The sequence below is a fragment of the Citrobacter sp. LST-B2 genome, from assembly GCF_057983045.1.
Genome location: NZ_CP192598.1, coordinates 468,199 through 492,590, shown reverse-complemented (window position 1 = coordinate 492,590; position 24,392 = coordinate 468,199). Strand labels below are relative to the sequence as shown.

18 protein-coding genes, 3 tRNA genes and 4 rRNA genes are annotated in these 24,392 nt (G+C 52.6%); 12 read left to right on the top strand and 13 right to left on the bottom strand.

What is annotated here, in order from left to right; translation table 11 throughout:
• Positions 1–336 precede the first annotated feature (336 nt).
• From ACQ0PY_RS02380 to ACQ0PY_RS02350, 7 genes are all read left to right on the top strand, one after another.
• A complete protein-coding gene (locus ACQ0PY_RS02380; protein ID WP_109739786.1) occupies positions 337–1,500 on the top strand; it encodes an efflux RND transporter periplasmic adaptor subunit in 1,164 nt (387 codons plus the stop codon).
• A gap of 11 nt (positions 1,501–1,511) precedes the next feature.
• Positions 1,512–4,625: an efflux RND transporter permease subunit gene (locus tag ACQ0PY_RS02375; protein ID WP_109739785.1), complete on the top strand. Its 3,114-nt coding sequence runs from the start codon at positions 1,512–1,514 to the stop codon at positions 4,623–4,625.
• A gap of 244 nt (positions 4,626–4,869) precedes the next feature.
• Positions 4,870–5,091, top strand: a complete 222-nt coding sequence (locus tag ACQ0PY_RS02370) for a putative periplasmic lipoprotein (RefSeq protein WP_000825639.1) — start codon at positions 4,870–4,872, stop codon at positions 5,089–5,091.
• 425 nt (positions 5,092–5,516) lie between these two features.
• A complete protein-coding gene (locus ACQ0PY_RS02365) occupies positions 5,517–6,542 on the top strand; it encodes an amino acid ABC transporter substrate-binding protein (protein WP_042998362.1) in 1,026 nt (341 codons plus the stop codon).
• 69 nt (positions 6,543–6,611) lie between these two features.
• A complete protein-coding gene (locus ACQ0PY_RS02360; protein WP_044256018.1) occupies positions 6,612–7,793 on the top strand; it encodes an amino acid ABC transporter permease in 1,182 nt (393 codons plus the stop codon).
• A 9-nt stretch (positions 7,794–7,802) separates the two neighbouring features.
• Positions 7,803–8,906, top strand: coding sequence for an amino acid ABC transporter permease (locus ACQ0PY_RS02355; RefSeq protein ID WP_044263691.1), 1,104 nt, complete (start codon positions 7,803–7,805; stop codon positions 8,904–8,906).
• A 7-nt stretch (positions 8,907–8,913) separates the two neighbouring features.
• Positions 8,914–9,672, top strand: a complete 759-nt coding sequence (locus ACQ0PY_RS02350; RefSeq protein ID WP_042324914.1) for an amino acid ABC transporter ATP-binding protein — start codon at positions 8,914–8,916, stop codon at positions 9,670–9,672.
• 106 nt (positions 9,673–9,778) lie between these two features.
• Here the strand turns inward: ACQ0PY_RS02350 and rrf (ACQ0PY_RS02345) are convergent.
• The 7 genes from rrf (ACQ0PY_RS02345) to ACQ0PY_RS02315 form a co-directional block, all read right to left on the bottom strand.
• Positions 9,779–9,894: ribosomal RNA gene (gene rrf, locus ACQ0PY_RS02345) — 5S ribosomal RNA — on the bottom strand.
• Between the two features lie 40 nt (positions 9,895–9,934).
• Positions 9,935–10,010 (bottom strand) — tRNA-Thr (locus ACQ0PY_RS02340).
• A gap of 14 nt (positions 10,011–10,024) precedes the next feature.
• Positions 10,025–10,140 (bottom strand): 5S ribosomal RNA (gene rrf / locus ACQ0PY_RS02335).
• 94 nt (positions 10,141–10,234) lie between these two features.
• Positions 10,235–13,140 (bottom strand): 23S ribosomal RNA (locus tag ACQ0PY_RS02330).
• A 181-nt stretch (positions 13,141–13,321) separates the two neighbouring features.
• Positions 13,322–13,397: transfer RNA gene (locus ACQ0PY_RS02325), tRNA-Ala, on the bottom strand.
• Between the two features lie 114 nt (positions 13,398–13,511).
• Positions 13,512–13,588 (bottom strand) — tRNA-Ile (locus ACQ0PY_RS02320).
• A gap of 69 nt (positions 13,589–13,657) precedes the next feature.
• Positions 13,658–15,199, bottom strand: a 16S ribosomal RNA gene (locus ACQ0PY_RS02315).
• Together the 16S, 23S and 5S rRNA genes with 3 tRNA genes alongside form the textbook arrangement of a ribosomal RNA operon.
• A gap of 471 nt (positions 15,200–15,670) precedes the next feature.
• On the opposite strand from ACQ0PY_RS02315, the gene ACQ0PY_RS02310 reads away from it, so the two are divergent.
• The gene (locus ACQ0PY_RS02310; protein ID WP_042998365.1) at positions 15,671–16,225 is read left to right on the top strand and encodes a gamma carbonic anhydrase family protein; all 555 of its coding nucleotides are present in this window, start codon (positions 15,671–15,673) and stop codon (positions 16,223–16,225) included.
• Here ACQ0PY_RS02310 and ACQ0PY_RS02305 read toward each other — a convergent pair.
• The 6 genes from ACQ0PY_RS02305 to dprA are packed head-to-tail and all read right to left on the bottom strand — an operon-like array spanning position 16,201 to position 19,993.
• Positions 16,201–16,458, bottom strand: coding sequence for a DUF1488 family protein (locus ACQ0PY_RS02305; RefSeq protein ID WP_109739784.1), 258 nt, complete (start codon positions 16,456–16,458; stop codon positions 16,201–16,203). The genes ACQ0PY_RS02310 and ACQ0PY_RS02305 overlap by 25 nt on opposite strands.
• On the bottom strand, positions 16,455–17,273 hold the full coding sequence (gene aroE / locus ACQ0PY_RS02300; protein ID WP_080343322.1) for a shikimate dehydrogenase: 819 nt from the start codon (positions 17,271–17,273) through the stop codon (positions 16,455–16,457). The genes ACQ0PY_RS02305 and aroE overlap by 4 nt, the downstream gene beginning before the upstream one ends.
• Before the next feature lie 4 nt (positions 17,274–17,277).
• Positions 17,278–17,850 carry an L-threonylcarbamoyladenylate synthase type 1 TsaC gene (tsaC, locus tag ACQ0PY_RS02295; protein ID WP_044265313.1) on the bottom strand — a complete coding sequence of 191 codons (573 nt, stop codon included), beginning with the start codon at positions 17,848–17,850 and terminating at the stop codon, positions 17,278–17,280.
• The gene (locus tag ACQ0PY_RS02290; protein WP_334263319.1) at positions 17,843–18,397 is read right to left on the bottom strand and encodes a DNA topoisomerase family protein; all 555 of its coding nucleotides are present in this window, start codon (positions 18,395–18,397) and stop codon (positions 17,843–17,845) included. The genes tsaC and ACQ0PY_RS02290 overlap by 8 nt, the downstream gene beginning before the upstream one ends.
• 26 nt (positions 18,398–18,423) lie before the next feature.
• Complete coding sequence (smg, locus tag ACQ0PY_RS02285) at positions 18,424–18,897, bottom strand: DUF494 family protein Smg (protein WP_012908442.1); 474 nt, start codon at positions 18,895–18,897, stop codon at positions 18,424–18,426.
• Positions 18,869–19,993: a DNA-protecting protein DprA gene (dprA, locus tag ACQ0PY_RS02280; RefSeq protein WP_099433259.1), complete on the bottom strand. Its 1,125-nt coding sequence runs from the start codon at positions 19,991–19,993 to the stop codon at positions 18,869–18,871. The genes smg and dprA overlap by 29 nt, the downstream gene beginning before the upstream one ends.
• A 129-nt stretch (positions 19,994–20,122) precedes the next feature.
• On the opposite strand from dprA, the gene def reads away from it, so the two are divergent.
• From def to trkA, 4 genes are read left to right on the top strand one after another with little or no spacing between them, the layout of a single operon-like run.
• Entirely contained in the window at positions 20,123–20,632 is a 510-nt protein-coding gene (def, locus tag ACQ0PY_RS02275) for a peptide deformylase (protein ID WP_109739783.1), read from the top strand.
• 14 nt (positions 20,633–20,646) lie between these two features.
• A complete protein-coding gene (fmt, locus tag ACQ0PY_RS02270) occupies positions 20,647–21,594 on the top strand; it encodes a methionyl-tRNA formyltransferase (protein ID WP_044265317.1) in 948 nt (315 codons plus the stop codon).
• Between the two features lie 52 nt (positions 21,595–21,646).
• A complete protein-coding gene (rsmB, locus tag ACQ0PY_RS02265) occupies positions 21,647–22,936 on the top strand; it encodes a 16S rRNA (cytosine(967)-C(5))-methyltransferase RsmB (RefSeq protein ID WP_109740605.1) in 1,290 nt (429 codons plus the stop codon).
• Between the two features lie 21 nt (positions 22,937–22,957).
• A complete protein-coding gene (gene trkA / locus ACQ0PY_RS02260; RefSeq protein ID WP_042998372.1) occupies positions 22,958–24,334 on the top strand; it encodes a Trk system potassium transporter TrkA in 1,377 nt (458 codons plus the stop codon).
• The last annotated feature ends 58 nt before the right edge of the window (positions 24,335–24,392 follow it).

The following is a 24,392-nucleotide window of genomic DNA, read 5'->3' as shown; positions in this document are numbered from 1 at the left end:
CCCCATCCGTTCCGAGATGAAACAAAAGCGAATAGCCTCAGCACAAAACATTCAATCAAATAACCCCCACAAATAAAAACCAACAAAAACATTCATACAACAAATGTACATTTCCAAATATATTAGCCAGCAACAAGGCATGACAAAGAAAAACAAAATGAAAAGACAAAGCCATCACTTTTTTGTTTTTACGTGCCGTAGACCCGGCCATAAAATAACTATCGCTTACATCGCACGCTAATAATTTGTAGGATAGCCAACTATTATTTCTTCGTGCACGTTATCGCCTTACCGTTATCCGGTAAATAACGAGCTATTGGTTTTTAAGGAACAGTAATGACGAAACATGCCAGGTTTTCACTCCTGCCCTCATTTATCCTCATCTCTGCTGCGTTACTTGCCGGTTGTAACGATCAGGGAGATAAGCACGCTCAGGCAACCGAACCGCAGGTGACCGTTCATGTGGTTACCGCCGCGCCATTAGCAGTAACCACCGAACTGCCAGGACGCACCTCGGCATTCCGCATTGCAGAAGTTCGTCCACAGGTCAGTGGTATTGTTCTCAAAAGAAACTTCACCGAGGGCAGCGATGTTCAGGTCGGGCAGTCACTGTATCAGATCGATCCTGCCACTTATCAGGCAGATTACGATAGCGCGAAAGGGGAACTGGCGAAAAGTGAAGCTGCCGCCGCCATCGCACACCTGACGGTTAAGCGCTATGTTCCGCTGGTAGGGACAAAATACATTAGCCAACAGGAATACGACCAGGCGATTGCAGATGCGCGTCAGGCCGATGCGGCAGTCATTGCCGCACGAGCCGCAGTGGAGAGCGCACGTATCAATCTTGCTTACACCAAAGTCACCTCGCCGATCGATGGTCGTATTGGCAAATCCAGCGTGACGGAAGGTGCGCTGGTCACTAATGGCCAGGCAACAGCACTGGCTACCGTGCAGCAACTCGATCCCATCTATGTCGATGTCACACAGTCCAGCAGCGACTTTATGCGACTGAAGCAGTCCGTTGAACAGGGCAGCCTGCATAAAGACAGCGCCAGCAGCAGCGTCCAGTTGGTGATGGAAAATGGTACGGCGTATCCCCTGAAAGGGACATTGCAGTTTTCGGATGTCACGGTGGACGAAAGCACAGGCTCCATCACCCTTCGCGCCGTCTTCCCTAACCCACAGCACGCTCTGCTGCCGGGGATGTTTGTTCGCGCTCGCATTGACGAAGGTGTTCAGCCCAACGCTATTTTGATCCCCCAGCAGGGCGTAACGCGTACGCCTCGTGGCGATGCGACGGTACTGGTCGTCAATGACCAGAGCCTGGTTGAGCCACGCGCCGTTGTCGCTTCGCAGGCTATCGGCGACAAATGGCTGATTAGCGAAGGCCTACATCCAGGCGATCAGGTGATTGTCAGCGGATTACAAAAAGCCCATCCCGGCACGAAAGTGAAAGCTACCACGGATGCCAATACTCCTGCGGCAAAAGCGGCGCAATAAGGTAACCGAACATGGCAAATTTCTTTATCAGGCGTCCTATTTTTGCCTGGGTTCTGGCCATCATACTGATGCTGGCGGGCGCTCTGGCGATTATGCAACTGCCCGTTGCGCAATACCCAACTATCGCGCCACCAGCGGTAGCCATTTCCGCGAACTATCCAGGGGCAGATGCGCAAACGGTGCAGGATACGGTGACTCAGGTTATCGAACAGAATATGAACGGTATCGATAACCTGATGTATATGTCCTCCACCAGCGACTCTGCGGGTAGCGTGACCATTACGTTAACCTTTCAGTCCGGAACCGACCCGGATATTGCCCAGGTGCAGGTACAGAACAAACTGCAGCTGGCGACGCCATTGCTGCCTCAGGAAGTTCAACAGCAAGGGATTAGCGTAGAAAAGTCGAGCAGCAGTTTCTTGTTGGTGGCGGGGTTTGTCTCTGACGATCCGCAAACGACCCAGGACGATATCTCCGACTACGTCGCCTCAAACGTAAAAGATACGATCAGCCGCCTGAACGGTGTAGGTGACGTCCAGCTGTTTGGCGCACAGTACGCGATGCGTATCTGGCTGGATGCGAATCGGCTGAACAAGTACCAGCTCACACCGGTCGATGTGATCAATCAACTAAAAATACAGAACGACCAGATCGCAGCAGGTCAGTTGGGCGGAACGCCTGCTCTACCGGGGCAGCAACTGAACGCCTCTATCATTGCGCAGACGCGACTGAAAGATCCTGAGGAATTCGGCAAAGTCACATTACGGGTAAACAGCGATGGCTCTGTCGTTCGCCTTAAAGATGTCGCTCGTATCGAGCTGGGGGGAGAAAACTATAACGTTGTCGCCCGAATTAACGGTAAACCGGCTGCGGGTCTGGGGATCAAACTGGCGACCGGGGCCAACGCTCTGGATACCGCCAAAGCGATTAAAACCAAACTCGTTGAGCTGCAACCCTTCTTCCCGCAAGGGATGAAAGTGGTTTACCCGTATGACACCACGCCGTTTGTGAAGATCTCCATTCACGAAGTGGTAAAAACACTGTTCGAAGCGATCGTCCTGGTCTTCCTCGTGATGTATCTGTTTTTACAGAATATCCGCGCAACGCTCATTCCGACGATTGCGGTTCCCGTTGTGCTATTGGGTACATTTGCCGTGCTCTCGGCGTTTGGCTACTCGATCAACACCCTGACGATGTTTGGGATGGTGCTGGCGATCGGCCTGCTGGTCGATGACGCCATTGTGGTAGTGGAAAACGTTGAACGTGTGATGATGGAAGAAAAGTTGCCGCCCAAAGAGGCAACCGAGAAATCCATGTCGCAGATCCAGGGGGCGCTGGTTGGGATCGCGATGGTGCTGTCTGCCGTCTTCATCCCGATGGCCTTTTTCGGCGGCTCCACCGGGGCTATTTATCGCCAGTTTTCCATCACGATTGTGTCGGCAATGGCGCTTTCGGTTCTGGTAGCATTGATCCTGACGCCGGCACTTTGCGCAACGCTGCTAAAACCAGCGTCCGCCGAACACCACGAGAAGAAAGGCGGATTTTTCGGCTGGTTTAATGCCAAATTTGATCTCAGCGTTAACCACTACACCAACAGTGTCAGCGGCATTGTGCGCAAAACCGGACGCTACCTGCTCCTTTACATCCTGATTGTTGTCGGAATGGGGGTACTGTTTTTCCGTCTCCCCACTTCCTTCCTGCCTGATGAAGATCAGGGCGTATTCATGACGATGGTTCAGCTACCCGCAGGTTCAACCCAGGAACGAACCCAAAATGTATTGGATCAGGTCACCCATTACTACCTGACTCACGAAAAAGCGAACGTTGAAAGCGTGTTTACGGTCAACGGTTTTAGCTTTAGCGGCCAGGCGCAGAACGCGGGTCTGGCCTTCATCAGCCTGAAGCCCTGGGATGAGCGTAGCGGCAAGGAAAACAGCGTTGAAGCGGTAATTGCGCGTGCAACTCGCGCGTTCAGCCAGATCCAGGATGGACTGGTCTTCCCCTTCAACATGCCGGCGATAATTGAACTGGGCACCGCGACGGGTTTCGATTTTGAACTGCTTGACCAGGGGGGGTTGGGGCACACAGCGCTAACATCAGCACGTAATCAGTTAATGGGTATGGTGGCTCAGCATTCCGATCTGCTGGTCCGTGTTCGACCTAACGGCCTGGAGGATACCCCTCAGTTCAAGCTGGATGTCGACCAGGAAAAAGCACAGGCGCTTGGCATTGCGCTGTCAGACATTAACGAAACCATCTCTGCGTCGTTAGGCGGCAGCTATATTAACGACTTCATTGACCGCGGACGAGTAAAGAAAGTGTATGTTCAGGCAGATGCGAAATTCCGTATGCTGCCAGAAGATATCAATAATCTGTACGTTCGTAGTGCTAACGGCGAGATGGTCCCTTTTTCAGCCTTCAGCTCAGCCCGCTGGGTGTATGGTTCTCCGCGCCTGGAACGCTTCAACGGTATGCCATCGATGGAGTTGTTGGGTGAGGCGGCCCCCGGTCGAAGCACCGGTGAAGCGATGGCCATGATGGAAAGTCTCGCGTCAAAACTGCCTAATGGTATTGGTCATGACTGGACGGGGATGTCATATCAGGAACGTTTGTCCGGCAATCAGGCGCCGGCACTGTATGCTATCTCGCTGATCGTCGTGTTCCTCTGTCTTGCCGCGCTGTATGAAAGCTGGTCCATTCCGTTCTCGGTGATGCTGGTGGTCCCGCTCGGCGTGGTGGGTGCCCTTTTGGCCGCTTCCCTGCGTGGGCTAAATAACGACGTCTATTTTCAGGTCGGACTGTTAACCACGATTGGGCTTTCCGCGAAAAACGCCATTCTGATCGTGGAATTTGCCAAGGATCTGATGGAGAAAGAAGGTCGTGGCCTGATCGAGGCAACGCTTGAGGCTGCGCGCATGCGCCTGCGCCCTATTCTGATGACCTCACTCGCCTTCATCCTCGGCGTAATGCCGCTGGTCATCAGTCGCGGGGCAGGGAGTGGCGCCCAGCATGCAGTCGGAACCGGTGTGATGGGAGGGATGCTGACAGCAACGCTGCTGGCTATCTTCTTTGTCCCGGTGTTTTTTGTGGTCGTCAGAGGCCGGTTTAACAAATCCCAGCGTTAATGTGTAAATTAAGGCGTCTACGGACGCCTTTTTCCTTCAGGTATCTTTCTTTATTTATTAAACAGATAGTCATTTGCACTGCGGAATACTAAATTCACTCCTTCATTATTTTTACAATTCACATGAATTGAGATTATTCCATATGCCAATCTTTTTTTAAGCGGTGGTAAAATTCATTTCGTATTCGCAAAGCAGCATTCCCTGTTGCTGCATTTAGCGGAACGCTTATTTTTGAGGTAACACCATGAAAAGATTAATTCCAGTAGCATTGCTCACTGCATTGCTGGCGGGCTGTGCACACGATTCCCCCTGCGTTCCGGTTTATGATGATCAAGGACGTCTTGTTCATACCAACACCTGTATGAAAGGGACGACTCAGGATAACTGGGAAACCGCAGGCGCCATTGCTGGCGGGGCCGCAGCGGTTGCAGGCCTGACGATGGGGATCATCGCACTGTCAAAATAACATTCTCAGAGCGCGGTACTTGCCGCGCTCTTAGCCTAAGAATACGGTTTTTCATATCATTCAATGTGTTGAAAAATACGTGTTCTAATACATTTTAATAATCAATAACGTCCAACCCTTTCTCTTTTCGCATTTATCTTTCAATACTCACGCTCTCGATATTCACGCCTGAAATCGTTATTTCATTTTGCGAGCATTATTTTAAATATTTTGCTCCAAAATGTGGCTTACGTTTCAATTTCGCACTATTTCAGGGCGCTGATTTTATTTTTTCCTGTCTACACTCTGCTTATTGCGTCGGATATTCACGCGCAAAACCTGGCATTACCTTTGCTTAGAAGAGTATGGCCAATGCCACAGACAGGTTAAAGACGTTGCAGAACGTCTCTCTATAACAATAATTTCTTTGCCACACAGGATGCATTATGAAAAAGATGATGATAGCCACACTGGCTGCGGCCGGTGTGCTGCTTGCGGTTGCCAATCAGGCACATGCGGGAACCACGCTGGATGCTGTAAAAAAGAAAGGGTTCGTACAATGCGGTATCAGTGACGGTCTTCCCGGTTTTTCTTACGCTGACGCGGACGGGAAATTCTCCGGGATAGATGTGGATGTTTGCCGTGGCGTTGCCGCCGCCGTCCTGGGAGATGATACAAAAGTAAAATATACCCCTCTCACCGCAAAAGAACGCTTCACCGCATTACAGTCTGGCGAAGTCGATCTTCTCTCCCGTAATACGACCTGGACCTCCTCACGTGATGCAGGAATGGGCATGTCCTTCACTGGCGTTACCTATTACGATGGCATTGGTTTCCTGACCCACAACAAAGCGGGTCTGAAAAGCGCGAAAGAGTTAGATGGTGCCACCGTTTGTATTCAGGCGGGAACAGATACGGAACTGAACGTGGCGGATTATTTCAAAGCCAACAACATGAAATACACCCCGGTGACTTTTGACCGCTCAGATGAGTCGGCAAAAGCGCTGGAGTCCGGACGTTGCGATACCCTCGCCTCTGACCAGTCCCAACTGTATGCCCTGCGCATCAAACTCAGCAACCCGGCTGAATGGCTTGTACTGCCAGAGGTGATCTCGAAAGAGCCGCTGGGGCCAGTTGTTCGTCGCGGTGATGACGAATGGTTCTCTATTGTGCGTTGGACGCTGTTTGCCATGTTGAATGCCGAAGAGATGGGCGTGACATCGAAGAATGTCGATGAGAAAGCGGCGAACCCGGCAACACCAGATATGGCACATCTGCTGGGCAAAGAAGGCGACTACGGCAAAGATCTGAAGCTCGACAATAAATGGGCTTACAACATCATCAAGCAGGTGGGTAACTATGCGGAGATCTTTGAACGCAACGTCGGATCGGAAAGCCCACTGAAGATCAAACGTGGACAGAACAATCTCTGGAATAACGGCGGCATTCAATACGCACCGCCGGTGCGTTAAGTCGTTGTGATGTAACGGGCGCCGCACTAGCGGCGCTCAGTTCAGAGTTATGGTTACCGAGGCTTTCTTATGTTCCATCGCCGCTCAAGTGTAAAAGGGTCGCTCTCCTTTTCAAACCCTGCGGTCCGCGCCTGGCTGTTCCAGATCCTCGCCATTCTTGCGGTCGTTGCAGTTGCTATCTATCTCATTCATAACACGATTAATAATCTAAGCAGTCGCGGCATTACCTCGGGCTTTGCCTTTCTCGACCGTAGCGCTGGGTTTGGCATCGTCCAGCACTTAATCGACTATCAGCAGGGTGACACGTACGGACGTGTTTTTGTGGTGGGTTTGCTTAACACGCTGCTGGTTTCCGCGCTGTGTATTGTCTTTGCGTCATTTATCGGCTTCTTTCTCGGGCTGGCGCGCCTTTCAGATAACTGGTTACTGCGTAAACTCTCGACGATTTATATTGAGACCTTTCGTAATATCCCGCCTCTGCTGCAAATCTTTTTTTGGTACTTCGCGGTTCTGCGCAATTTGCCCGGCCCCCGTCAGGCCGCAAGCGCGCTGGATATGGTCTTTCTGAGTAATCGGGGACTCTATATCCCGTCTCCGCAGTTAGGGGAAGGCGTACTCGCTTTCGTGCTCTCGGCAGTGATTGCCATTGCGCTGTCCGTGGGTCTGTTCCGCTTCAATAAAATGCATCAGATGAAAACGGGACAACTTCGCAGAACCTGGCCTACTGCATTAAGCCTGATTGTGCTGCTGCCGCTCATCGCGCATTGGCTTTTTGGCGCGGCGCTGCACTGGGATATCCCACAACTACGCGGCTTCAACTTCCGTGGCGGAATGGTGCTCATTCCTGAACTGGCAGCCCTGACGCTGGCGTTATCGGTATATACCTCGGCGTTTATTGCCGAAATCATTCGTGCAGGCATTCAGGCCGTTCCCTACGGTCAACATGAAGCCGCCCGTTCTCTCGGGTTACCTAATACTGTGACCCTTCGCCAGGTCATCATTCCTCAGGCACTTCGCGTCATTATTCCACCGCTGACCAGCCAGTATCTGAATATTGTGAAAAACTCATCGCTGGCCGCCGCCATTGGCTATCCCGACATGGTATCGCTGTTCGCCGGTACGGTACTTAATCAGACCGGACAGGCCATCGAAACGATCGCCATCACGATGTCGGTGTACCTGATCATCAGCCTGAGCATCTCGCTGCTGATGAACATCTATAACCGGCGAATCGCCCTCATTGAGCGCTAAGGAATCATGATGACAAAAGCACTGCTGTCTCATCCCATGCGCCCGGCCAGTAACGGCCCTGGTCGTTCGATCGTATGGGTACGGAAGAACCTCTTTTCTAGTTGGTCAAACAGCCTGCTGACGCTGTTCTGTCTGTGGCTGATGTGGGAGTTAATTCCCCCTTTGCTGAACTGGGCGTTCCTGCAGGCCAACTGGGTGGGCTCCACGCGTGCTGACTGTACCAAAGCGGGCGCCTGCTGGGTGTTTATTCATGAACGATTTGGACAATTCATGTATGGATTGTACCCACATGATCAGCGTTGGCGTATCAACCTGGCGTTGATCATTGGGTTGGCTTCCATTGTGCCGATGTTCTGGAAAGCGTTGCCGGGTCGCGGGCGTTATATCGTCGTCTGGGCCGTGATCTACCCGATCACTGTCTGGTTCCTGTTGTATGGCGGATTTCTTGGTCTGGATCGCGTTGAAACACGCCAATGGGGTGGGCTGACGCTGACCTTAATCATCGCATCCGTCGGGATCGCGGGGGCACTGCCATTAGGAATTTTGTTGGCACTGGGACGTCGCTCCCACATGCCCGTCGTGCGGATCTTATCCGTCATTTTTATCGAGTTCTGGCGTGGCGTCCCGCTGATCACCGTCCTGTTTATGTCTTCGGTCATGCTGCCGCTGTTTCTGTCAGAAGGAACCAGCATCGATAAGCTTATCCGGGCGCTGGTTGGCGTGATCCTCTTCCAGTCGGCCTACGTCGCGGAAGTGGTTCGTGGGGGGCTGCAGGCATTACCGAAAGGGCAATACGAAGCAGCAGAATCGCTGGCGTTGGGCTACTGGAAAACCCAAGGGCTGGTCATTCTTCCCCAAGCCCTGAAGCTGGTGATTCCCGGACTGGTGAACACCATTATTGCCCTGTTTAAGGATACCAGTCTGGTCATCATCATCGGTTTGTTCGATCTGTTCAGCAGCGTGCAGCAAGCGACAGTTGACCCTGCCTGGCTGGGTATGTCGACAGAAGGCTATGTCTTCGCTGCTCTGATTTACTGGATTTTTTGTTTCAGCATGTCGCGCTATAGCCAGCATCTGGAAAAGCGCTTTAACACCGGGCGTACACCGCACTGAGGATTCTATGAGCCAACTATTAATACAACCTGCCGACGCGATGATTACGCTGGAAAACGTCAATAAGTGGTACGGACAGTTTCATGTCCTTAAGGATATCAACCTGCGCGTTAAACAGGGGGAACGCATTGTGTTATGTGGGCCTTCAGGTTCGGGAAAATCAACCACCATCCGCTGTATTAACCATCTGGAAGAACATCAACAGGGACGAATTATTGTCGATGGCATTGAGTTGAATGAAGACATCCGCAACATCGAGCGCGTCCGACAGGAAGTCGGCATGGTATTCCAGCACTTCAATCTCTTTCCTCATCTGACGGTTTTGCAAAACTGTACGCTGGCACCGATTTGGGTGCGTAAGATGCCGGTAAAAGAAGCCGAAGCGCTGGGGATGCACTACCTGGAACGTGTGCGTATTGCAGAGCACGCACATAAATTTCCAGGGCAGATCTCCGGAGGACAGCAACAACGCGTGGCCATTGCCCGCTCGCTATGTATGAAACCCAAAATTATGCTCTTTGATGAACCCACGTCGGCGCTGGATCCCGAAATGGTGAAAGAGGTGCTGGATACGATGATTGGCCTGGCGCAATCAGGAATGACAATGCTTTGCGTCACGCATGAGATGGGATTTGCCAGAACGGTGGCTGACAGGGTGATCTTCATGGATCGTGGGGAAATTGTTGAGCAGGCCCCGCCGGATGAGTTTTTTGCACATCCTAAATCAGAACGTACTCGAGCATTCCTGTCTCAGGTGATTCATTAGTCGTTTGCTCTGCCGGGTGACGGCTTCACCTTACCCGGCCTACCGTTTTTTCGGCGTATAAACGCAAAAAGGCCATCCTTTCGGATGGCCTTCTCACTTGTTTGATGTCTGGCAGTTCCCTACTCTCGCATGGGGAGACCCCACACTACCATCGGCGCTACGGCGTTTCACTTCTGAGTTCGGCATGGGGTCAGGTGGGACCACCGCGCTACAGCCGCCAGACAAATTCTTTTCCACTGTGCCGAACTTTAACCTAATTAAGTGGTGCTGATACCCAGAGTCGAACTGGGGACCTCACCCTTACCAAGGGTGCGCTCTACCAACTGAGCCATATCAGCACGCTAAATTTGATGCCTGGCAGTTCCCTACTCTCACATGGGGAGACCCCACACTACCATCGGCGCTACGGCGTTTCACTTCTGAGTTCGGCATGGGGTCAGGTGGGACCACCGCGCTACAGCCGCCAGGCAAATTCTGTTTATTAACCCGCCTTTCGCCGGTTAATCTAATCTGTAATCAGGCTGAAAATTTTCTCAATCCGCCAAAACAGCTTCGGCGTTGTAAGGTTAAGCCTCACGGTTCATTAGTACCGGTTAGCTCAACGCATCGCTGCGCTTACACACCCGGCCTATCAACGTCGTCGTCTTCAACGTTCCTTCAGGACCCTTAAAGGGTCAGGGAGAACTCATCTCGGGGCAAGTTTCGTGCTTAGATGCTTTCAGCACTTATCTCTTCCGCATTTAGCTACCGGGCAGTGCCATTGGCATGACAACCCGAACACCAGTGATGCGTCCACTCCGGTCCTCTCGTACTAGGAGCAGCCCCCCTCAATTCTCCAGCGCCCACGGCAGATAGGGACCGAACTGTCTCACGACGTTCTAAACCCAGCTCGCGTACCACTTTAAATGGCGAACAGCCATACCCTTGGGACCTACTTCAGCCCCAGGATGTGATGAGCCGACATCGAGGTGCCAAACACCGCCGTCGATATGAACTCTTGGGCGGTATCAGCCTGTTATCCCCGGAGTACCTTTTATCCGTTGAGCGATGGCCCTTCCATTCAGAACCACCGGATCACTAAGACCTGCTTTCGCACCTGCTCGCGCCGTCACGCTCGCAGTCAAGCTAGCTTATGCCTTTGCACTAACCTCCTGATGTCCGACCAGGATTAGCTAACCTTCGTGCTCCTCCGTTACTCTTTAGGAGGAGACCGCCCCAGTCAAACTACCCACCAGACACTGTCCGCAACCCGGATTACGGGCCCACGTTAGAACACCAGCCATTAAAGGGTGGTATTTCAAGGATGGCTCCACACGAACTGGCGTCCGCGCTTCAAAGCCTCCCACCTATCCTACACATCAAGGACCAGTGTTCAGTGTCAAGCTATAGTAAAGGTTCACGGGGTCTTTCCGTCTTGCCGCGGGTACACTGCATCTTCACAGCGAGTTCAATTTCACTGAGTCTCGGGTGGAGACAGCCTGGCCATCATTACGCCATTCGTGCAGGTCGGAACTTACCCGACAAGGAATTTCGCTACCTTAGGACCGTTATAGTTACGGCCGCCGTTTACCGGGGCTTCGATCAAGAGCTTCTCCTTACGGATAACCCCATCAATTAACCTTCCGGCACCGGGCAGGCGTCACACCGTATACGTCCACTTTCGTGTTTGCACAGTGCTGTGTTTTTAATAAACAGTTGCAGCCAGCTGGTATCTTCGACTGATTTCAGCTCCACGAGTAAATCGCTTCACCTACGCATCAGCGTGCCTTCTCCCGAAGTTACGGCACCATTTTGCCTAGTTCCTTCACCCGAGTTCTCTCAAGCGCCTTGGTATTCTCTACCTGACCACCTGTGTCGGTTTGGGGTACGATCTGATGTTACCTGATGCTTAGAGGCTTTTCCTGGAAGCAGGGCATTTGTCACTTCAGCACCGTAGTGCCTCGTCATCACGCCTCAGTGTTAAAGTGAACCGGATTTACCTGGAACACACACCTACACGCTTAAACCGGGACAACCGTCGCCCGGCCAACATAGCCTTCTCCGTCCCCCCTTCGCAGTAACACCTGGTACAGGAATATTAACCTGTTTCCCATCGACTACGCCTTTCGGCCTCGCCTTAGGGGTCGACTCACCCTGCCCCGATTAACGTTGGACAGGAACCCTTGGTCTTCCGGCGAGCGGGCTTTTCACCCGCTTTATCGTTACTTATGTCAGCATTCGCACTTCTGATACCTCCAGCATGCCTCACAGCACACCTTCACAGGCTTACAGAACGCTCCCCTACCCAACAACACTTAGTGTCGCTGCCGCAGCTTCGGTGCATGGTTTAGCCCCGTTACATCTTCCGCGCAGGCCGACTCGACCAGTGAGCTATTACGCTTTCTTTAAATGATGGCTGCTTCTAAGCCAACATCCTGGCTGTCTGAGCCTTCCCACATCGTTTCCCACTTAACCATGACTTTGGGACCTTAGCTGGCGGTCTGGGTTGTTTCCCTCTTCACGACGGACGTTAGCACCCGCCGTGTGTCTCCCGTGATAACATTCTCCGGTATTCGCAGTTTGCATCGGGTTGGTAAGCCGGGATGGCCCCCTAGCCGAAACAGTGCTCTACCCCCGGAGATGAATTCACGAGGCGCTACCTAAATAGCTTTCGGGGAGAACCAGCTATCTCCCGGTTTGATTGGCCTTTCACCCCCAGCCACAAGTCATCCGCTAATTTTTCAACATTAGTCGGTTCGGTCCTCCAGTTAGTGTTACCCAACCTTCAACCTGCCCATGGCTAGATCACCGGGTTTCGGGTCTATACCCTGCAACTTAACGCCCAGTTAAGACTCGGTTTCCCTTCGGCTCCCCTATTCGGTTAACCTTGCTACAGAATATAAGTCGCTGACCCATTATACAAAAGGTACGCAGTCACCCCATAAAGAGGCTCCCACTGCTTGTACGTACACGGTTTCAGGTTCTTTTTCACTCCCCTCGCCGGGGTTCTTTTCGCCTTTCCCTCACGGTACTGGTTCACTATCGGTCAGTCAGGAGTATTTAGCCTTGGAGGATGGTCCCCCCATATTCAGACAGGATACCACGTGTCCCGCCCTACTCATCGAGCTCACAACACATGCAATTTTGTGTACGGGGCTGTCACCCTGTATCGCCGGCCTTTCCAGACCGTTCCACTACCACACATGCTGATTCAGGCTCTGGGCTGCTCCCCGTTCGCTCGCCGCTACTGGGGGAATCTCGGTTGATTTCTTTTCCTCGGGGTACTTAGATGTTTCAGTTCCCCCGGTTCGCCTCGTTAACCTATGGATTCAGTTAACGATAGTGCAACGAATTGCACTGGGTTTCCCCATTCGGACATCGCCGGTTATAACGGTTCATATCACCTTACCGACGCTTTTCGCAGATTAGCACGTCCTTCATCGCCTCTGACTGCCAGGGCATCCACCGTGTACGCTTAGTCGCTTAACCTCACAACCCGAAGATGTTTCTTTCGATTCATCATCGTGTTGCGAAAATTTGAGAGACTCGAACACACCATTAACAGTGTGTCGTTTCAATTTTCAGCTTGATCCAGATTTTTAAAGAGCAAAACTTCGCAGCGCACCCTTTCAGGTACACTCTGAAGTTTTCTTGATTACGTTCTACAGTATGGTGGAGCTATGCGGGATCGAACCGCAGACCTCCTGCGTGCAAAGCAGGCGCTCTCCCAGCTGAGCTATAGCCCCATACAGTGTAGTCAGAACCTCTGTACCGATAATTTTTCCTGAGACAAGGCGTGGAATGGCGAAGCATACTTAAAGTATGCGAGTCGTTTCACAACGCAGTATTCAGGGAAAATTTGGTAGGCCTGAGTGGACTTGAACCACCGACCTCACCCTTATCAGGGGTGCGCTCTAACCACCTGAGCTACAAGCCTGTAGAGGTTTTACTGCTCGTTTTTCATCAGACAATCTGTGTGGGCACTACAAAGGCAGGTTCTTTAAGGTAAGGAGGTGATCCAACCGCAGGTTCCCCTACGGTTACCTTGTTACGACTTCACCCCAGTCATGAATCACAAAGTGGTAAGCGCCCTCCCGAAGGTTAAGCTACCTACTTCTTTTGCAACCCACTCCCATGGTGTGACGGGCGGTGTGTACAAGGCCCGGGAACGTATTCACCGTGGCATTCTGATCCACGATTACTAGCGATTCCGACTTCATGGAGTCGAGTTGCAGACTCCAATCCGGACTACGACATACTTTATGAGGTCCGCTTGCTCTCGCGAGGTCGCTTCTCTTTGTATATGCCATTGTAGCACGTGTGTAGCCCTGGTCGTAAGGGCCATGATGACTTGACGTCATCCCCACCTTCCTCCAGTTTATCACTGGCAGTCTCCTTTGAGTTCCCGGCCTAACCGCTGGCAACAAAGGATAAGGGTTGCGCTCGTTGCGGGACTTAACCCAACATTTCACAACACGAGCTGACGACAGCCATGCAGCACCTGTCTCACAGTTCCCGAAGGCACCAAGGCATCTCTGCCAAGTTCTGTGGATGTCAAGACCAGGTAAGGTTCTTCGCGTTGCATCGAATTAAACCACATGCTCCACCGCTTGTGCGGGCCCCCGTCAATTCATTTGAGTTTTAACCTTGCGGCCGTACTCCCCAGGCGGTCTATTTAACGCGTTAGCTCCGGAAGCCACGCCTCAAGGGCACAACCTCCAAATAGACATCGTTTACGGCGTGGACTACCAGGGTATCTAATCCTGTTTGCTCCCCACGCTTTCGCACCTGAGCGTCAGTCTTCGTCCAGGGGGCCGCCTTCGCCACCGGTATTCCTCCAGATCTCTACGCATTTCACCGCTACACCTGGAATTCTACCCCCCTCTACGAGACTCAAGCCTGCCAGTTTCGAATGCAGTTCCCAGGTTGAGCCCGGGGATTTCACATCCGACTTGACAGACCGCCTGCGTGCGCTTTACGCCCAGTAATTCCGATTAACGCTTGCACCCTCCGTATTACCGCGGCTGCTGGCACGGAGTTAGCCGGTGCTTCTTCTGCGGGTAACGTCAATGGCTAAGGTTATTAACCTTAACCCCTTCCTCCCCGCTGAAAGTACTTTACAACCCGAAGGCCTTCTTCATACACGCGGCATGGCTGCATCAGGCTTGCGCCCATTGTGCAATATTCCCCACTGCTGCCTCCCGTAGGAGTCTGGACCGTGTCTCAGTTCCAGTGTGGCTGGTCATCCTCTCAGACCAGCTAGGGATCGTCGCCTTGGTGAGCCGTTACCTCACCAACAAGCTAATCCCATCTGGGCACATCCGATGGCAAGAGGCCCGAAGGTCCCCCTCTTTGGTCTTGCGACATTATGCGGTATTAGCTACCGTTTCCAGTAGTTATCCCCCTCCATCGGGCAGTTTCCCAGACATTACTCACCCGTCCGCCACTCGTCAGCAAAGCAGCAAGCTGCTTCCTGTTACCGTTCGACTTGCATGTGTTAGGCCTGCCGCCAGCGTTCAATCTGAGCCATGATCAAACTCTTCAATTTAAGTTTGATGCTCCTAGAATTAAACGTCGTAATGAATTACGTGTTCACTCTTTGAGACTTGGTATTCATTTTTCGTCTTGCGACGTTAAGAATCCATGTCACTCTGAGTGCCCACACAGATTGTCTGATAAATTGTTAAAGAGCAGTTGCGACGCGCTTTAGCGCTCTGTCGCGAGGTGGCGTATATTACGCTTTCCTCTTTCAGAGTCAACCCTGATTTTCAGGATTTTTCTCTTCGCTGTGACGACCATCTTGTGAAGCGTTCCACTTTGTCGTCTCAACGGAGGCGCATTATAGGGATCCCATTTTTTTGCACAAGCCTTTTTTAGATCTTTTTTTCCGTTCGCTGCTTTTTCATCCCTTTCGCTCCATTCATGCGCAATTTGGCGAATTTTTGATAGCTAAAGCACTTGCGCAAGGCCAGAAATGCAACCAAAGTCATCATTACTGTTCTCTTTCCTTGAGGTAAACATGTCTGACGTATTACGTCCTTATAAGGATCTTTTCCCACAGATTGGCCAACGGGTGATGCTCGACAGCAGCAGTGTGATCATTGGCGACGTTCGCCTGGCAGACGATGTGGGGATCTGGCCGCTTGTCGCGATCCGTGGCGATGTAAATTACGTTGCGATCGGGGCGCGTACGAATATTCAGGATGGCAGCGTGTTGCATGTCACGCACAAATCCGCCTCCAACCCGGATGGCAACCCGCTCATTGTAGGAGAAGATGTGACGGTCGGGCATAAAGTGATGTTGCACGGCTGCATCATTGGCAACCGGGTCCTGGTCGGTATGGGATCGATTCTGCTGGATGGCGCGGTGATTGAAGACGACGTAATGATTGGGGCGGGAAGCCTGGTACCGCAAAACAAACGCCTAGAGAGCGGCTATCTCTATTTGGGGAGCCCGGTCAAACAGATCCGGCCGCTAACAGAGGAGGAGAAAGCGGGTCTGCAATACTCCGCCAGAAATTATGTGAAATGGAAAGACGAGTATCTCGCTCAGGGTAACCAAACCCAGCCATGATCGTCTTCTTGCTGGGACTGGATCAATGCTTCCGCTTCTTCTTCCAGATCCCAGCGATGTTCGCAAAAGTGAGCTAACCATTGTTCCGTCGTTTCACCATCAAAGCGATTCGCCAGCGTTTCTCCCTTAATAGCGCACATTAACTGCATGCCATTAACCAGCGCGGGAAAGCAAACCGCTTTTTTCTGCGCGTCCCACTCTTCCCGGTCTGGAAACTGGATGGCCTGATTCATGCGGATAACTCCTGCTTGAGACGCGCAATCACTGGCTCAATTTCCGGCAACACGCCGTGCCAGAGCAGAACGGCATGAGCTGCTTGTCCCACCAGCATCCCCAGGCCATCGGCATAACGTTTCGCGCCCTGGCGTTCACACCAGGAGAGAAACGGCGTATTGCCCTTTTGGTAGAACATGTCGTAACAACATACGGACGAACGAATGAGCGATGCCGGGATCGCCGGGATCTCACCGCTGATGCCGCTGGAGGTGGCATTGATGATCAGATCAAACTCATGTCCTTCCAGCTCATCCATACCCAGCGCCTGCACGCTACCTGTATGTGCAAAAACCTGTGCCAGTTCTTCCGCACGGGATGCCGTCCGGTTAACAATCGTCACCCCGCAATCCAGAGAAAGCAGCGGTAACAATACACCACGCGAAGCGCCACCCGCGCCAATCAGCAGGATACGTTGCCCCGGCTGGATAAATGACAGACGTTCGAGGTCACTTAGCAGACCGATGCCGTCGGTGTTGTCACCCAGCAACCGACCATCTTCGAGCCGCTTGATCGTATTCACCGCACCGGCCAGGGCTGCACGCTCGGTGAGTTCATCGGCGCGGGCAAATGCTTCTTCTTTAAATGGCACTGTGACGTTCACTCCTTTACCGCCGTCGGCAAAGAACGCGTTCAGTGTGTTGATGAAATCATTAACAGGCGCCAGCACACGGCCATACGGATGCGCAATCTGCAGCTGCTGCGCAAATTGCTGATGAATAAACGGCGATTTGCTGTGCGCGATTGGATTACCAAAAACAGCATAGGTTTCCATCATCTTACCCCTGTCGAAACAACTCGCCCGTCAGGGCATCACGGATTTCCGAAGGATTCAATCGACCTCCGGTTTCTCCTGACACCACCGGGAAGTCTGTACCAAACTGTGTGCGAACTTCCTCAACCGTACGGCAAGGGGGTAATCCACTCAGGTTGGCGCTGGTTGAAACCAACGGTTTGCCATAAGCCTGGCACAAGGCGACCACCAGCGGATGATCCGTCACGCGCACCGCCAATGAATCAAAACGCCCCGTCAACCAACGAGGCGTCGTCGCTGGCGCAGGGAAAACAAAGGTCACCGGACCAGGCCAACGAGCAAACACGGCATCACGCTGGGCATCGGTCAACATACTGTCGTCAATATACGGCTTGAGCTGCTCAAAACTGGCGGCGATCAAAATTAACCCTTTATCCACCGGACGCTGTTTCAAGGCCAACAGACGATTTACGGCCACTTCGCTATCGGGATCGCACCCGACGCCAAAGACGGCTTCTGTTGGATAGGCGATGACATTCTCTTTATTCAGTACCTCTATTGCGTCAGCGATAGGGTCTGTTGGCAGGTTATTATTCACTTGTTTGTTCCGCCGAAACCGGCTTTCCACATTGTTTACTGGCGCAAAAGTGCTTCACACCCTGCGCGGTTTTCTTTTCGATGAGTAGCGGATAGTGGCACTCAGGACACTCTCCGGCTACCGGTTTGAAGTTAATGACAAACTGGCACTCCGGATAGCGATCGCAGGAGTGGAAGGTTTTGCCATAACGGGAACGCCGCTGGACCAGATGGCCCGTCTGGCATTGAGGGCAGGTAATAGCGGTTTCATCGGGTTTATCAATGAGCTCGGTATGCTCACATTCTGGATAGTTGCTGCAGCCGATAAACATACCAAAACGCCCCTGGCGCAACACCAGTTCGCTGCCGCAGTCAGGGCAATGTTTCCCCTCCAGAACTTTGACGATATGTCCGTCCGCTGAGGATTTCAACGGACGGATATAGTCACATTCCGGATAGTGCGAGCAACCAAGAAACGGACCGTGTTTCCCGGAGCGAATCACCAGTTCAGCCCCGCACTGTGGACAGGGCTCATTTTTACGCACCGAAAACAGTGCTGATTTAGCCATAACAACTCATGCTGAATTAAGGTTGATTAATGCAGCATACCTTCATTCACTTCAAAGAGTAATTCTTCCATTTGCTGATATGCATTTTCACAACCTGGAATATTGAACAAAACCATCAGGATGACCCACTTCAGGTCTTCCAGGTCGAATTCTGCGGTATCCAGCGCGAGCACACGTTCAATCACCATTTCTCGCGTTTCGAGGTTTAGCACCTGAATCTGCTCAAGGAATAACAGGAATCCCCGGCAACTGGCATCCAGTCGGTCACACTCTTCTGGGGTATAAATACGCACAGAGAGAGGATCGGAGGCGAGCTGCATCGGCTCGGCAAGACCTTCCTGGTAGTCAGCAAGCTTTTCCAGCCACAGGAGCGCGTTGTAGATGTCTTCACGATCAAAACCAGCGTCGGTAAGATCCCGTTCAAGTTTGTCCTGATCCACACGTAATTCAGCTTCATTGTGGATATATGTCTCAAACAAATACATTAGTACGTCGAACATGGCATGCCCTCCTCAATCGGACATAGCCGCCGGGTACAACTGCGATCCATCCTGCTAACTCCAGTTCGAGTAGCTGAGCCACTACCTCTGGCACAGGTTGGCCGGCACGTTCAGCGACGACGTCAACAGGTGTTACCTCATCTCCTACGTTAGCCAGGAGCTCGGGAAATGGCAATGCTGCGCCTTCCTGATCTGATGAATAAAGTGATTTTTCAGGCTCATCTGGCAGCCAATGCAAGCCGTACTGCAAATTTTCCATGATTTCATCTGGGGCCGTCACAAGGGTGGCACCCTGCTTCACCAGCCAGTGTGGCCCTTCGCTTCCGGGGCTGCCGAGGGGGCCAGGGATAGCGAACACCTCTCGTCCTTGCTCTAACGCACAGCGCGCGGTGACCAACGAGCCACTGCGTAATGCCGCCTCAACCACCAGAACCCCTTTACTCAGACCGCTAATGATACGGTTCCGGCGGGGAAAGTTGCGCGGTAAAGGGGCCATCATTAACGGAAATTCGGACACCAGCGCGCCTCCCGTTTCCAGCAACGCATCGGCCATCCCGGCATGTCGGCGGGGATAGACGGATTGCAGGCCGTTGCCTAATACGGCAATGCTTTTCCCCTTTGCCTGGATCGCCGCCCGATGGGCGATGCCATCAATACCTCGCGCCAGACCGCTGGTAATGGTGATATCCCAACTGGCCAGTTTCTCACAAAACATCTGCCCCCATCGTTCGCCATACCAGGACGGCGTTCGGCTTCCCACGACGGCGAGTTGAAAATCATGGAGACATCGCGGGGAGCCAACGACAAAAACCGCACCGGGATAATCTTCAATGGCGCGAAGCTGCGCAGGATAATCTTCACTGTCTGCCAGTAATAAGTCATGGTGCGGCGACTCAAGCCAGCGAAGGGTTATTTCCAGTTCTTTTTCCGGAAAGGTCAAAAAGCGCGTTGCCTGGGAAGGGGAAAGGCCGGCACGCCGCAATGCGGCGATATCAATAGCCGGCTGTGATATCAGTCCGTGAGCGACGCGCACCATCTCATCGCCGAACAACTCATTCACAGCCATTAAACGTAGCCAAATTTCGGTACGGGTCATCCTTATCCCCCTGCCACAAGCAGTCTTAGCAATCTTTGCGATTGGTCACTGATGCTGTCAATCAGAGGGGGATTTGTCTAGAATAGAGGTAATAATCTTTCCAACTCCTGAACACAACTCTGGATAACTATGTCAGTTTTGCAAGTGTTACATATTCCGGACGAGCGCCTTCGCAAAGTCGCAAAGCCGGTAGAAGAAGTGAATGCAGAAATTCAGCGTATCGTCGATGATATGTTCGAGACGATGTACGCGGAAGAAGGTATTGGCCTCGCAGCAACTCAGGTTGATATTCATCAGCGGATTATCGTCATTGACGTGTCGGAAAATCGTGACGAACGCCTGGTGTTAATTAACCCGGAACTGCTGGAAAAAGAAGGCGAGACCGGTATTGAAGAAGGTTGTCTGTCTATTCCGGAACAGCGTGCTTTAGTGCCGCGTGCTGAGAAAGTGAAAGTTCGCGCGCTCGATCACGAGGGTAAACCGTTTGAACTGGAAGCCGACGGCCTGCTGGCTATCTGTATTCAGCACGAGATGGATCACCTGGTCGGTAAACTGTTTATCGATTATTTGTCACCGCTGAAGCAGCAACGTATTCGTCAGAAAGTTGAGAAACTCGACCGCCTGAACGCACGAGCTTAAGGACAAGAATCACCGTGTCAGACTCACTACGTATTATTTTTGCGGGTACACCTGACTTTGCAGCGCGTCATCTTGACGCGCTGTTGTCTTCTGAACATCACGTCGTCGGGGTATTTACCCAGCCCGATCGCCCGGCAGGTCGGGGAAAAAAACTGATGCCGAGCCCGGTAAAAGTGCTGGCAGAGGAAAAAGGCATTCCGGTTTTCCAACCCGTTTCCTTGCGCCCGCAGGAAAACCAGCACCTGGTTTCTGACCTGAATGCAGATGTTATGGTCGTCGTCGCGTATGGTCTGATTCTGCCGAAAGCCGTGCTGGATATGCCGCGTCTCGGTTGCATTAACGTCCACGGTTCGCTGCTGCCGCGCTGGCGCGGCGCGGCGCCCATTCAACGTTCTCTTTGGGCTGGGGACGCCGAAACGGGCGTGACCATTATGCAAATGGACGTGGGTCTCGATACGGGCGATATGCTCTATAAGCTCGCCTGCCCCATCACCGCGCAAGACACCAGCGGCACACTGTACGACAAGCTGGCGGATCTTGGTCCGCAGGGGCTGATCGAAACGCTGAAGCAGTTAGCTGAGGGCCGTGCAAATCCGCAAGTGCAAGATGAATCGCTAGTCACTCACGCAGAAAAGCTCAGTAAAGAAGAAGCGCGCATCGACTGGTCGCTTTCTGCGACACAACTGGAACGTTGCATTCGCGCATTCAATCCCTGGCCGATGAGCTGGCTGGAAATTGACGGCCAGCCGGTAAAAGTCTGGCAGGCATCCGTGATAGAGACGCCGACGCTGGCAGAACCGGGAACCATCCTTGACGCCACGAAACAAGGCATTCAGGTCGCGACCGGCAACGGAGTCCTGAACCTGCTCTCATTGCAACCCGCCGGAAAAAAAGCGATGAGCGCCCAGGATCTTCTGAATTCACGTCGGGAATGGTTCATTCCTGGCAACCGTCTGGTCTGACGGTCACTTCTGATAACGCCCGGTGTTACCGGGCCTTTTTATTTTTGCGGTTATGAATAAGAAACTTAACTTACGCAGTATGGCGGCGCAGGCCGTTGAACAGGTCGTCGAGCAAGGGCATTCACTGAGTAATGTCCTGCCGCCGCTACAACAAAAAGTCTCCGATAAAGACAAAGCGCTGCTACAGGAACTCTGTTTTGGGGTTCTGCGTACGCTGTCGCAACTCGACTGGTTGATCAACAAACTGATGTCCCGCCCAATGACGGGAAAACAGCGCACCGTGCATTACCTGATAATGGTGGGATTCTATCAATTACTGCATACCCGAATTCCTCCACATGCAGCGCTGGCGGAAACGGTCGAAGGTGCCGTAGCGATAAAGCGCCCGCAGCTTAAGGGGCTAATAAACGGTGTTCTGCGTCAGTTCCAGCGTCAACAAGAAGTACTGCTCGCGGAATTCGCCAGCAGCGACGCGCGTTTTCTGCACCCTGGCTGGCTACTTAAACGCCTGCAAAAGGCGTACCCCACCCAATGGGAAGCGATTATTGATGCCAACAATCAGCGCCCCCCGATGTGGCTACGTGTGAATCGCATACACCATACGCGCGACAACTGGCTGGCATTGCTCGAAAACGCCGGGATGAAAGGTTTCACTCATCCCGACTATCCCAATGCCATCCGTCTGGAAACAGCAGCACCGGTCCATACGCTTCCTGGGTTCGATGAAGGATGGGTCACCGTTCAGGACGCCTCTGCTCAGGGATGCGTGGCCTTCCTTGCTCCGCAAAACGGCGAACACATTTTAGATCTGTGTGCAGCACCAGGCGGTAAAACCACCCACATCCTCGAAGCGGCTCCCGAAGCAAACGTGCTGGCAGTTGATGTGGATGAACAACGACTCTCCCGCGTTTATGACAACCTGAAACGTCTTGGGATGAAAGCGACGGTTAAGCAGGGTGATGGGCGTTTCCCTGCACAATGGTGCGGCGAGCAGCAGTTTGATCGTATCCTGTTAGATGCCCCCTGCTCTGCAACCGGAGTTATCCGTCGTCACCCGGATATCAAATGGCTTCGCCGCGATCGTGATATTACCGAACTGGCAAAGCTACAGGCTGAAATTCTTGATGCCGTCTGGCCGCATCTGAAATCCGGCGGCACGCTGGTCTATGCCACCTGTTCCGTTTTGCCGGAAGAGAACAGTCAGCAGGTTCACGCCTTCTTACAGCGTACGACGGATGCCATGCTGAGCGAGACAGGCACACCCGAAATGCCGGGTCTTCAAAATCTGCCGGGTGCAGAAGACGGTGATGGCTTCTTTTACGCTAAGCTAATCAAAAAGTGATGGGATAACGGGTCACGACTGATGAAAATAATCATTCTGGGCGCAGGACAGGTGGGTGGAACGCTGGCAGAGAACCTGGTCGGCGAGAACAACGACATCACCGTGGTGGATACCAACGGTGAACGCCTGCGCAGCCTGCAGGATAAGTTCGATCTGCGTGTCGTTCAGGGACACGGCTCGCACCCACGCGTGCTGCGTGAAGCCGGGGCGGATGATGCGGATATGCTGGTTGCCGTGACCAGTTCTGATGAAACGAACATGGTTGCCTGCCAGGTGGCTTATTCGCTGTTTAATACGCCGAACCGAATCGCCCGTATCCGCTCTCCCGATTATGTCCGTGATGCGGACAAGCTGTTCCACTCAGAAGCCGTACCTATCGATCACCTGATCGCGCCCGAACAACTGGTCATCGACAGCATTTACCGCCTGATCGAATATCCAGGCGCATTACAGGTCGTCAATTTCGCAGAAGGCAAAGTGAGCCTTGCCGTCGTAAAAGCCTATTACGGTGGCCCACTGATCGGGAACGCGCTCTCAACGATGCGGGAGCATATGCCGCATATCGATACCCGCGTTGCGGCGATTTTCCGTCACGACAGACCGATCCGCCCACAGGGCTCCACCATTGTCGAAGCGGGCGACGAAGTCTTCTTTATTGCCGCTTCCCAGCACATTCGTGCGGTGATGAGCGAACTGCAACGCCTCGAAAAGCCTTACAAGCGCATCATGCTGGTTGGCGGCGGTAACATCGGGGCAGGTCTGGCGCATCGTCTGGAAAAAGATTACAGCGTGAAATTGATCGAACGCGATCAACAGCGCGCTGCCGAGCTGGCCGAAAAACTTCAGAATACGATCGTCTTTTTTGGCGACGCCTCGGATCAAGAATTGCTGGCCGAAGAGCATATCGATCAGGTCGATCTGTTTATTGCCGTTACCAACGACGATGAAGCTAACATCATGTCAGCGATGTTGGCTAAGCGCATGGGGGCGAAAAAGGTGATGGTGTTGATTCAACGCCGCGCTTATGTCGATCTTGTTCAGGGTAGCGTGATCGATATCGCGATCTCTCCCCAGCAAGCAACCATCTCGGCTCTCCTTAGCCATGTGCGAAAAGCGGACATTGTTGGCGTCTCTTCATTACGCCGTGGCGTCGCAGAAGCGATTGAAGCTGTCGCTCACGGCGATGAAAGCACCTCACGCGTTGTCGGCCGAGTCATCGACGAAATCAAACTGCCGCCAGGCACGATTATTGGTGCTGTCGTGCGTGGTAACGATGTGATGATTGCTAATGACAACTTACGCATCGAACAAGGCGATCACGTCATTATGTTTCTGACGGATAAAAAGTTTATTACCGACGTCGAACGCTTATTCCAGCCAAGTCCTTTCTTCCTTTAACATTGAAGGGTGCATTGTTTGCACCCTTTTTAATCCCCTGATTTATCAAGGCTTAATT

Bases quoted from the DNA above. Each gene is read 5' to 3' on its own strand.
- ACQ0PY_RS02380 (WP_109739786.1), top strand. From the start codon at position 337: ATGACGAAACATGCCAGGTTTTCACTCCTGCCCTCATTTATCCTCATC.
- ACQ0PY_RS02375 (WP_109739785.1), top strand. From the start codon at position 1,512: ATGGCAAATTTCTTTATCAGGCGTCCTATTTTTGCCTGGGTTCTGGCC.
- ACQ0PY_RS02370 (WP_000825639.1), top strand. From the start codon at position 4,870: ATGAAAAGATTAATTCCAGTAGCATTGCTCACTGCATTGCTGGCGGGC.
- ACQ0PY_RS02365 (WP_042998362.1), top strand. From the start codon at position 5,517: ATGAAAAAGATGATGATAGCCACACTGGCTGCGGCCGGTGTGCTGCTT.
- ACQ0PY_RS02360 (WP_044256018.1), top strand. From the start codon at position 6,612: ATGTTCCATCGCCGCTCAAGTGTAAAAGGGTCGCTCTCCTTTTCAAAC.
- ACQ0PY_RS02355 (WP_044263691.1), top strand. From the start codon at position 7,803: ATGACAAAAGCACTGCTGTCTCATCCCATGCGCCCGGCCAGTAACGGC.
- ACQ0PY_RS02350 (WP_042324914.1), top strand. From the start codon at position 8,914: ATGAGCCAACTATTAATACAACCTGCCGACGCGATGATTACGCTGGAA.
- ACQ0PY_RS02310 (WP_042998365.1), top strand. From the start codon at position 15,671: ATGTCTGACGTATTACGTCCTTATAAGGATCTTTTCCCACAGATTGGC.
- ACQ0PY_RS02305 (WP_109739784.1), bottom strand. From the start codon at position 16,458: ATGAATCAGGCCATCCAGTTTCCAGACCGGGAAGAGTGGGACGCGCAG.
- aroE (WP_080343322.1), bottom strand. From the start codon at position 17,273: ATGGAAACCTATGCTGTTTTTGGTAATCCAATCGCGCACAGCAAATCG.
- ACQ0PY_RS02290 (WP_334263319.1), bottom strand. From the start codon at position 18,397: ATGGCTAAATCAGCACTGTTTTCGGTGCGTAAAAATGAGCCCTGTCCA.
- smg (WP_012908442.1), bottom strand. From the start codon at position 18,897: ATGTTCGACGTACTAATGTATTTGTTTGAGACATATATCCACAATGAA.
- dprA (WP_099433259.1), bottom strand. From the start codon at position 19,993: ATGACCCGTACCGAAATTTGGCTACGTTTAATGGCTGTGAATGAGTTG.
- def (WP_109739783.1), top strand. From the start codon at position 20,123: ATGTCAGTTTTGCAAGTGTTACATATTCCGGACGAGCGCCTTCGCAAA.
- rsmB (WP_109740605.1), top strand. From the start codon at position 21,647: ATGAATAAGAAACTTAACTTACGCAGTATGGCGGCGCAGGCCGTTGAA.
- trkA (WP_042998372.1), top strand. From the start codon at position 22,958: ATGAAAATAATCATTCTGGGCGCAGGACAGGTGGGTGGAACGCTGGCA.